Raw genomic sequence first — 8904 nt, forward strand, 5'->3', positions numbered from 1 at the left:
TCGATCTTCTATACCGACCTGGACCGCGCCAAGATCGATGTTCACAAGATTCCGAAGATGGGGCGCAAGGCGGTGGATTCCAACGCGATCTTCATCGACGGCCTGTTCATCCCCGATGAGGACCGGATCGGCGAGGAAGGCAAGGGCTTTTCCTACCTTCTCCACAGCCTCAATCCTGAACGGATACTGATTGGGGCGGAGGCCATTGGTCTGGGCCGGGATGCACTGCGCCGCGCGGCAAAATATGCGCGCGAACGCGTGGTGTTCGATCGCCCCATCGGCCAGAACCAGGGCATTCAGCACCCCTTGGCGGAACGCTGGATGTATCTCGAAAGCGCATGGCAAATGGCGATGCGCGCCGCCGAACTCTACGATAGCGGGCGCCCGTGCGGGGCGGAGGCGAATAGCGCGAAGTTTCTGGGCGGCCGCGCCGGTCACGATGCCTGCTGGCAGGCCGTGGCCACGCATGGCGGTTTTGGCTATGCGAAGGAATATCACGTCGAACGGCTGTACCGGGAAGCCGCGATCACCCGCATTGCGCCGATTACCGAACAGCTCATCATGAGCTTCATCGCCGAAAAAGTGCTCGATTTGCCGAAAAGCTATTAAAACCGTCTGCGGCATCGAGTTGTACAGCCGCTGAGCAAGCTTCAAGCGACGGACCATCGGCAGAAGGGCCAGGGCAGCGCCCCTGGCCCTTCTGAACATCTACGCGCGCGCGCCGATGTTCCTGACCCGCTTACGCCGGTGACACTATCTGCGGAGGAAACATCGGCAAGATCGTCCGCTTCCCAAAACGCCAACCGGATGGGGTTTTAATGTAGGCGTCTTCATAGCGGATATAATAGCGAGTATGACCGCTGCTGCGCGTCATGGCTTCCACCAGTGCAAAGACGCAACCGGATGCCTGCGTAGTATCGGATTCCAGAATGACGTGGTTCATCATGAGGTGGACGACGTGCAGTACGTCAGCTTGAAGTTCACTCCCATAGGCCGCGATCGCCTGATGCCCGATATAGACCCCCATGCCCAGGGCGCTTTCATCCAGTGTTCCCTGCTCGGCGAAGAGCTCGACCCACATGTTGACCTGCCACAAGTCGAGGTGATAGGAATATCTGTTAACCAGTTCCTCAAGGGCAAACCTATCTTCCCAGCTCAGCATGTCTGCTCCCTTCCCGCATAGTGAATGCGGCCAACGTTTTCATAACCCGCGTGCGTCCAATACGTGAAATTGTCGCTACCGGCTAGATGATAGCTCAGGGTAATTGCAATGTGCGATCCGTGAGTCGCTCCCCTGGTCGGCCCTCAAGGATCACCCCAATCCTCTTAGCACTCACGAAGGAGACGTTCCCATGACTGAAAAATCGCCATTTACCCGTGACCGCAACCTGTTCGCTGTTCATTGGAAGGTTGACCCCGCACGTCGCGAGGAATTCCTGAAGCTTTTCGAGGGCGTCTGCGAAGAGGCCAAGCCCTATTACTATCGGGGTTGCACCTTCGCGTTTCAGGGTTGGGCGCGCGACCCGAACGAGTTCGTGGTTTTTGCTTCGTGGGACGAAGATGTCGCGATGGAATTGCGCGGCGTTCCAGAATTCCAGGAGTATAACCGCAAGATGCTGGATTGCTGCACCGAGCCTGTTCAGATGGAGCAGTTCAGCGGCATGAACATGGACCGCAGCATCTTCGATGCCTTTCCGGTCGGCGCATCGTCGGTGCATAAATTCGGCGACAAAAACCCGTTCATCATCCGTTAAAGGAGAGTCGGCGCAGTCTTGGTTCGCCACGACTGCGCCACTTCGCCTAGATAACAAGCACGGCCCTGGCTCGGTTCAAGGCCGGCGCTCGCTCCCGCCTATATCATCCTGGCCTCGTCCATTTTCTTCAGACGTGTGGCAGCCGATGAGGTTCCTTGGCAACCGCAGGCTGCCGGTGGCGTTTTCGTCCGAGATCCCTCTCAGGCGGCCTTTGCCTTCAAATAGCTCTCGATCAAGGCGTCGGCGGTTGCCGTCAAGGAGGCTGATGGTCCCTGGCTTCCAAAAATATGGTGGCTTGCCATCGCGCCTTCGATGATCAGCATGAGGCCATCCGCCAGTGCATCCGGATCGTCGACCGAAAGCCTCCGGGTGACTTCGCCGAGACGCGTGTGCATAGCCTCCTTGCATGCCTCGAGCACCGTGCGGCTGAGATGGCCAGGCTCCGGAAATTCAACCGCGGTATTGCTCATCGCGCAGCCGCGAAAATCGGGTCGCGTCAATTTTTCCCCATAGTGACGTACGATGCCGCGAAGTTGCTGACGTGGATCATCCGGTGTTTCGGCCATGATCGCGTCCAGTTCCATCCGGCCTTCCTTGGCGCTCTCCTCGAGACAGGCAGCGACAAGAGCGTCCTTTGACGCGAAGGCCCGATACAGGCTGGGCTTGGTCACGCCGGCTTGGGCGACGATCTCGTCGATCCCCACTGCGCGAATGCCGCGACGATAGAATAGCTCGCGCGCGGTCTCGAAAACGCGCTGCCCGGCGTTTTTTCGCGACACCCCATGGTCTGCTTCGCCGCACGAAAGATTTTTTTTCACGTGCATCTCAAACATCCTCACCTTTCTGGCCTTGACCAAAATGTAACAGACCGGTACGTGTCTATCAAGGACGTACCGTTCAGTAACAAATATGAAACATGGGCTGTCCATGGCTTATCTTTCGTTCTCGCCCCGGCTCGCCTGACGCACTGACAACAGGGACATCGATCATGTATCTGTCGGAAATCAAGGCCGCTCCCGCGGAAACAACCGCGATTAGCGCCTCTCCGTTGCGGAGCCGCCCCCGCAAGGCAATCTATCTGGCGCTTCCGCTCGCGGGGCTGCTTATCTTCGGATACCGCGCGCTGGAACCGTCCAATGAGGCGCGCGCCGACGCGTCGCCGATCCCCGCCGTCACGGTCAGCCAGCCGCTTGAGCGCGAGATCGTCGAATGGGACGATTATGTCGGGCGTTTCGAGGCAAGCCAGGCGGTGGAGATCCGGCCGCGCGTCTCGGGCGCACTGCAATCGATCCACTTCAAGGACGGCGACACGGTCCGGAAAGGCCAGTTGCTGTTCGTGATCGATCCACGCCCCTTCACCGCCGCGCTCGCGGAGGCGCGTGCACGGGAGGCGAGCGCCGCCACTGCTCTCGCCCTCGCGCGTAGCGAGCTTGCGCGAGCAAACCGGCTGATCGCCGACGAGGCGGTGAGCGCCGAGGAGGTCGACAGCCTCCGCGCCGCAGTCCGCTCCGCCGAAGCGGCGCTGAACGCCGCCCGCGCGCAGGTTCGGTCGCGCGCGCTCGACGTCGAGTTCACGCAGGTGCGCGCGCCGATCACCGGGCGCGTCTCGGATCGCCGGGTCGACATCGGTAATCTGGTCGCGGGCGATTCGGCCGGGAGCGCGACCCTGCTCACCACCGTCTATGCGCTTGATCCCATCTATTTCAGCTTCGACGGATCGGAGGCGCTCTACCTCAAGCAGCGTCGGCAGAAGCAGGCGGATCAGGAGGTCCAGATCCGGCTTCAGGACGAGACCGGTTATCGATGGAAAGGCAAGGTCGATTTCACCGACAACGCGCTCGACACCGGATCGGGGACGATCCGCGGCCGCGCAGTCCTTGCGAACCCCGATTATTTCCTGACGCCGGGAATGTTCGGCAATATGCGCCTGGCGGCCGGGGGTGAGCATAGGGCGCTGCTGGTGCCTGATGCCGCAGTTCAGACCGATCAGGTGCGGAAGATCGTCTATGTCGTGCAAGGGGGCGATGACGTCGTTGTGGCCAAGCCGGTCGAGATCGGTCCCCTCGTCAACGGCTTGCGCGTGATCCGGCAGGGCATCGCGCCGGGCGACCGCGTTGTTATCCAGGGCGTGCAATACGCGCAGCCCGGTGCCCGCGTGACACCGCGACCCGGCAAGATCAGCGAAGTGCCGACCGCTGTGGCATCAACGTCATTCACTCCGCCAACCGCATCGCAGGCAACCATAAAGCTGCGCTGACGATCACATTCTTCGCGGGCCGCATGGCCTGCCCGGCTTCCGTTGAGGGAGCGGGGACAGGGAAGCTGCGTCCAACGTCGATAACAGAGGACAGATCATGCGACTCAGCCATGTCTTTATCGAGCGTCCGATCTTCGCGGGCGTGATCGCGGTGATCATCACCATCGTCGGCACGATTGCCTTTTTCGGGCTGCCCGTGTCGCAATATCCAGAGGTCGTGCCGCCCACCGTGACGGTGAGCGCCACCTATCCGGGGGCATCATCCGAAACTATAGCCGAGACAGTCGCCGCCCCGCTGGAGCAGGAGATCAACGGCGTCGACGACATGCTCTACATGTCGAGCCAGTCGACCGGCGACGGACGGCTCACCATCACCGTGACGTTCAAGCTCGGCACCGATCTTGATGAAGCACAAGTCCTGGTGCAGAACCGCGTAGCACTCGCCGAGCCACGCCTGCCCGAGGAGGTGCGTCGGCAAGGCGTCGTCACGCGCAAGACAACGCCCGATTTTGTCCTCGTCGCGAACCTGATCTCGCCCGACAACTCGCTCGATCGGGCCTATATCTCAAATTACGCGCTGACGCAGATGCGCGACCGCCTGGCACGCATCGACGGCGTCGGCGAGGTGCGGCTGTTCGGCGCGCGGGATTATGCGATGCGCGTCTGGATCGATCCCGGCCGCGCGGCGGCACGCAACATGACGGCGGGCGAGATCGTCGCCGCGCTGCGCGCTCAGAACGTCCAGGTCGCGGCAGGCTCGATCGGCAAACCGCCCGAGACCAGCGAGCCCGCGTTCGAACTCAATATTGAAACCCAGGGCCGCCTGACCACGCCCGAGGAATTCGCCAACATCGTCATCAAGACCGATGTCGAAGGCCGGCTGACGCGGCTGTCGGATGTCGCGCGCGTCGACCTCGGCGCTGAAGATTATGGCATCAACACCTATCTCTCCGGCAAGCCCTCGCTCGGCATCGCCATCTTCCAGCGGCCGGGCACCAATGCGCTCGCCGCCGCGGACGCCGTGCTGGCGGAGCTGGATGCCATGTCCGCCAAATTTCCGCGCGGCCTCGAATACCGGGTGATCTACAATCCGACCCAGTTCATTCGAGAGTCGGTGAGCGCCGTGCAGCACACGCTGCTGGAGGCGGTCGTGCTGGTCGTGATCGTGATCCTTGTGTTCCTGCAAAGCTGGCGGGCGGCAATCATCCCGGTGATCGCGATTCCCGTCTCGCTGATAGGCACCTTCGCGGTGCTCGCCGCCTCCGGCTATTCGCTCAACAACCTCTCCCTGTTCGGGCTGGTGCTGGCGATCGGCATTGTCGTCGACGACGCGATCGTCGTGGTCGAGAATGTCGAGCGCAATCTGGAGCATGGCCTGTCGCCCAACGAGGCGGCGCACCGATCTATGGACGAGGTCTCAAATGCGCTGGTTGCGATCGTCCTGGTGTTGTGCGCCGTTTTCGTGCCGACCATGTTCCTGACCGGTCTCACTGGGGAATTCTATCGTCAGTTCGCCGTCACCATCTCGACGGCGACGATTATCTCGCTCATCATCTCGCTGACGCTGTCGCCTGCGCTCGCTGCGCGCCTGTTGAAGCCCAAGGCCGAGGACGAGCCCGAGGGGCGCTGGGCGCGCATGGCCTATATCGGCGGCAGGCGCTTCAATGCCGGCTTCGATCGGTTGAGCGTCTTCTATGCGGACATGACCCGCAAGCTGCTCAAGCGGCCGAAGCGTGTGCTATTCGGCTATAGTGGGTTGATCGTACTGACAGCCCTCGTCTTTGGCGCCACGCCCTCCGGCTTCGTTCCGGCGCAGGATCAGGGCTATGTGCTGGTTGCGATCTCCACACCGCCGGGTACGTCGCTCAACCGGACGGACAAGGTGCTGCGCGAGACGGCGCAGAAGATGCACAGGATTCCCGGCGTCAAGGGATCGGTGATGCTGGCCGGCTATCATGGGCCGAGCGGCACAGCTGCACCCAACTCCGCCGCCGCCTTCCTGGTGTTCGACAGCTTCGAGGAGCGCGCGAAGCACGGCTACACCGAATCCAGCATCAGCGATCGCGCGCGCAAGATCGGCGGCGGCGTAGAGGAGGCGCGTGTGTTCGTGATCGCGCCCCCCCTGATCCGCGGCATCGGCACGGGCGGTGGCTTCAAGCTGATGCTCCAGGATCGCTCGGGCATGGGCTATGCCGAACTTAACCAGATCGCATGGAGATTGGTCGGCGAAGCGAACAAGGACCCCAACGTCGCGATGGTCCACACCAAGTGGGAGGCGGCCGCCCCGCGCGTCTTTGCCGATATCGATCGCGCCAAGGCCGACATGCTGGGCGTGCCGCCGAGCCGGGTTTTCGAAGCGCTGCAGGTTTATCTCGGATCGGCCTATGTCAACGACTTCAACCTTCTCGGTCGCACCTATCGCGTGACCGCACAGGCAGACCTGCCTTTTCGTGACGACAGCGCCGATATTGCGCAACTCAAGACCCGCTCCAACTCCGGGGCGATGGTGCCGATCGGCGCGGTCGCGACCTTCCAGGACAAATCGGGGCCCTACCGCGCGATCCGCTACAATCTCTATCCCGCGATCGATATCGAGGGCGATACCGCGCCCGGCCATTCGTCGGGCCAGGCGCTGGCGGCGATGGACACGCTCGCGGCCAAACTGCCGGCGGGCGTCTCCAGCGAATGGACGGAAGTGGCCTATCAGCAGAAACTCGCGGGCGACGCGGCGATCATCGTGTTCGCGGCCGCGACGCTCTTCGTCTTCCTGGTGCTCGCGGCGCAGTTCGAAAGCCTGATGCTTCCGATCGCGATCATCCTGATCGTGCCGATGACCTTGCTGGCGGCGATGACCGGCGTGAACCTGCGGGGCATGGACAACAACATCCTCACACAGATCGGCCTCGTCGTGCTGATCGGGCTGGCGGCGAAAAACGCGATCCTGATCGTTGAGTTCGCCAAGCAGGCGGAGGAGGAAGGGCTGTCACCGCTTGACGCCGCTGCGCGCGCGGCGCAGACCCGGCTGCGGCCCATATTGATGACGTCTTTCGCCTTCATCCTCGGCGTAGTGCCGCTGGTGATCGCGAGCGGGCCGGGGGCCGAACTTCGCCAAGCGCTCGGCACGGCGGTCTTCTCCGGCATGATCGGAGTGACCTTCTTCGGCCTCATCTTCACGCCGACCTTCTATGTCGCCACCCGCGCGCTCTCCGACCGGTTTGCCCGGCGGCGCGGCGACGGCACTGCCAACCCCGCGCCCGTGCCTGCGGAATGAGGGAGAAAAACATGCGCCGTTCAACCTTGCTCGGCCTCGCCAGCCTGCTGACGCTCGCGGCGTGCGGCGCCGGCCCGGACTATGCACGCCCCGAAACGCCCTCCAGCGCAGCGGCTCCGTTCATCGGCGCCCGTTCAGAGGCAGTGACGGCCGAGGCGCCGGCGGACAATTGGTGGCAGCTCTACCAGGATCCGGTGCTCGATCGCCTCGTCGCCGATGCGCTTGCCGCGAACAAGGATCTGGCGGTCGCCGCCGCCAACCTCGCCCGGACGCGTGCGCTCCTGCAGGAAAGCCGTGCCGGGCGCCTGCCGCAGACCACGATCGGCGCGGGCGGGAGCTATGGCCGCCTCCCTGCCGGCCAGCGCTCCGCAGGAGCCGATCGCGAGGCTTGGTCGATCGATGCCGGACTCGATATCTCCTACGAGGTCGATCTGTTCGGCCGCATCGGCCGCTCGATCGAGGCGGCACGGGGCGATGCCGAGGCCGATGCAGCCGCGCTGGACGTCGCTCGCGTCGCCGTCGCGGCGGAGACGGCGCGGGCCTATGCGGACGCATCCTCCTCGGCCGAGCGGCTGGCGGTGGCGGAACGCACCGTAGAGCTGCTCGACCAGACAGTCACGCTCACCTCGAAGCGCTTCGAGGCCGGCCGCACCACCAGGCTCGATGTCTCGCGCGCCGCCGCGCTGCGCGATCAGCAGCGAGCCACCCTTTCCCCGCTCCGCGCCGACCGCGACGCGGCCCTGTTCCGCCTGGCGACTCTGACCGGGCGGCCCCCCGCCGACCTTCCCCCCGAGGTCGGTCAGCGCGCGACCACGCTAAAACTGGATCGCCCCATTCCGGTGGGCGATGGTCGCGCGCTGCTTGCGCGGCGTCCCGACGTACGCGAGGCCGAACGCCGGCTGGCGGCGGAAACGGCGCGGATCGGCGTCGCCACCGCCGATCTCTATCCCCGCATCACGCTCGGCGGCTCGATCGGATCGACCGGGCCGTCGATCGGCGACATGTTCGGCGGCGGTCCGCTCAGGTGGCTGTTGGGATCGCTGCTGAGCTGGTCCTTTCCCAATCAGGAAGCGAACCGCGCCCGGATCGCCGCGGCCGAGGCCACCACACAGGCGGCGCTTGCCCGTTTCGACGGCACTGTGCTCCGCGCGCTCGAGGAAACCGAGACCGCACTCTCCCGCTATGCGCACGAACTCGATCGACGGCAGGCCCTCACGTCCGCGCGCGATGAAGCGCGCACCGCCGCGACGATCAGCCGGGCGCAGCTGCGCGAGGGCCGCGCCGATTTCCTCGTGGTGCTCGACGCCGAAAGGACGCTCGCGAACGCGGAGGCCGACCTTGCCGAATCCGACGCGCGCGTGGTGACGACGCAGGTCGATCTGTTCCGCGCTCTGGGTGGAGGATGGCAGAATGGAGCCATACAGCTTGATGCTTACCGCTGATGCACCGCTGGGTATCTATCTAGCCAGGAAGGTCTAAAGCATGAACGCGCACCAATATGGTGACCTTTGGCCGAGTGTTCACTCCGGCACTGCGAACAGTTTCACCAGTTCGAATTTCTGGATCTTTCCTGAAGGCGTCCTGGGAAAGTCGCTGACGATTTTCCAGCGCTTGGGGACCTT

The 8904-nt window shown here is 63.5% G+C and carries 7 protein-coding genes; 5 read left to right on the forward strand and 2 right to left on the reverse strand.

The features are described from left to right. Positions 1 to 609 (forward strand): acyl-CoA dehydrogenase family protein (locus tag HNQ99_RS16245; RefSeq protein ID WP_184477588.1); only part of this gene is annotated, 609 nt, incomplete at its 5' end. A 130-nt stretch (positions 610 to 739) separates the two neighbouring features. On the opposite strand, the gene HNQ99_RS16250 is transcribed toward HNQ99_RS16245, so the two are convergent. Further along, positions 740 to 1162 carry a nuclear transport factor 2 family protein gene (locus tag HNQ99_RS16250; protein ID WP_184477590.1) on the reverse strand — a complete coding sequence of 141 codons (423 nt, stop codon included), beginning with the start codon at positions 1160 to 1162 and terminating at the stop codon, positions 740 to 742. A gap of 190 nt (positions 1163 to 1352) precedes the next feature. Here HNQ99_RS16250 and HNQ99_RS16255 point away from each other — a divergent pair, with 190 nt between their 5' ends. Next, entirely contained in the window at positions 1353 to 1754 is a 402-nt protein-coding gene (locus tag HNQ99_RS16255; RefSeq protein ID WP_184477592.1) for a putative quinol monooxygenase, read from the forward strand. Positions 1755 to 1954: 200 nt separating this feature from the next. On the opposite strand, the gene HNQ99_RS16260 is transcribed toward HNQ99_RS16255, so the two are convergent. Further along, a complete protein-coding gene (locus HNQ99_RS16260; RefSeq protein ID WP_184477594.1) occupies positions 1955 to 2578 on the reverse strand; it encodes a TetR/AcrR family transcriptional regulator in 624 nt (207 codons plus the stop codon). A 164-nt stretch (positions 2579 to 2742) separates the two neighbouring features. Here HNQ99_RS16260 and HNQ99_RS16265 point away from each other — a divergent pair, with 164 nt between their 5' ends. The 3 genes from HNQ99_RS16265 to HNQ99_RS16275 all read left to right on the forward strand — a co-directional run bounded on the left by HNQ99_RS16265 (position 2743) and on the right by HNQ99_RS16275 (position 8724). Continuing rightward, complete coding sequence (locus tag HNQ99_RS16265) at positions 2743 to 4011, forward strand: efflux RND transporter periplasmic adaptor subunit (protein ID WP_184477596.1); 1269 nt, start codon at positions 2743 to 2745, stop codon at positions 4009 to 4011. A gap of 97 nt (positions 4012 to 4108) precedes the next feature. Further along, positions 4109 to 7282 (forward strand): efflux RND transporter permease subunit, encoded by a 3174-nt coding sequence (locus HNQ99_RS16270; RefSeq protein ID WP_184477598.1) that lies wholly within the window; start codon positions 4109 to 4111, stop codon positions 7280 to 7282. Positions 7283 to 7293: 11 nt separating this feature from the next. Then, on the forward strand, positions 7294 to 8724 hold the full coding sequence (locus tag HNQ99_RS16275; protein WP_184477600.1) for an efflux transporter outer membrane subunit: 1431 nt from the start codon (positions 7294 to 7296) through the stop codon (positions 8722 to 8724). Positions 8725 to 8904: the final 180 nt, after the last annotated feature.

Source organism: Rhizorhapis suberifaciens, from assembly GCF_014200045.1.
Taxonomy (GTDB): Bacteria; Pseudomonadota; Alphaproteobacteria; order Sphingomonadales; family Sphingomonadaceae; genus Rhizorhapis; species Rhizorhapis suberifaciens.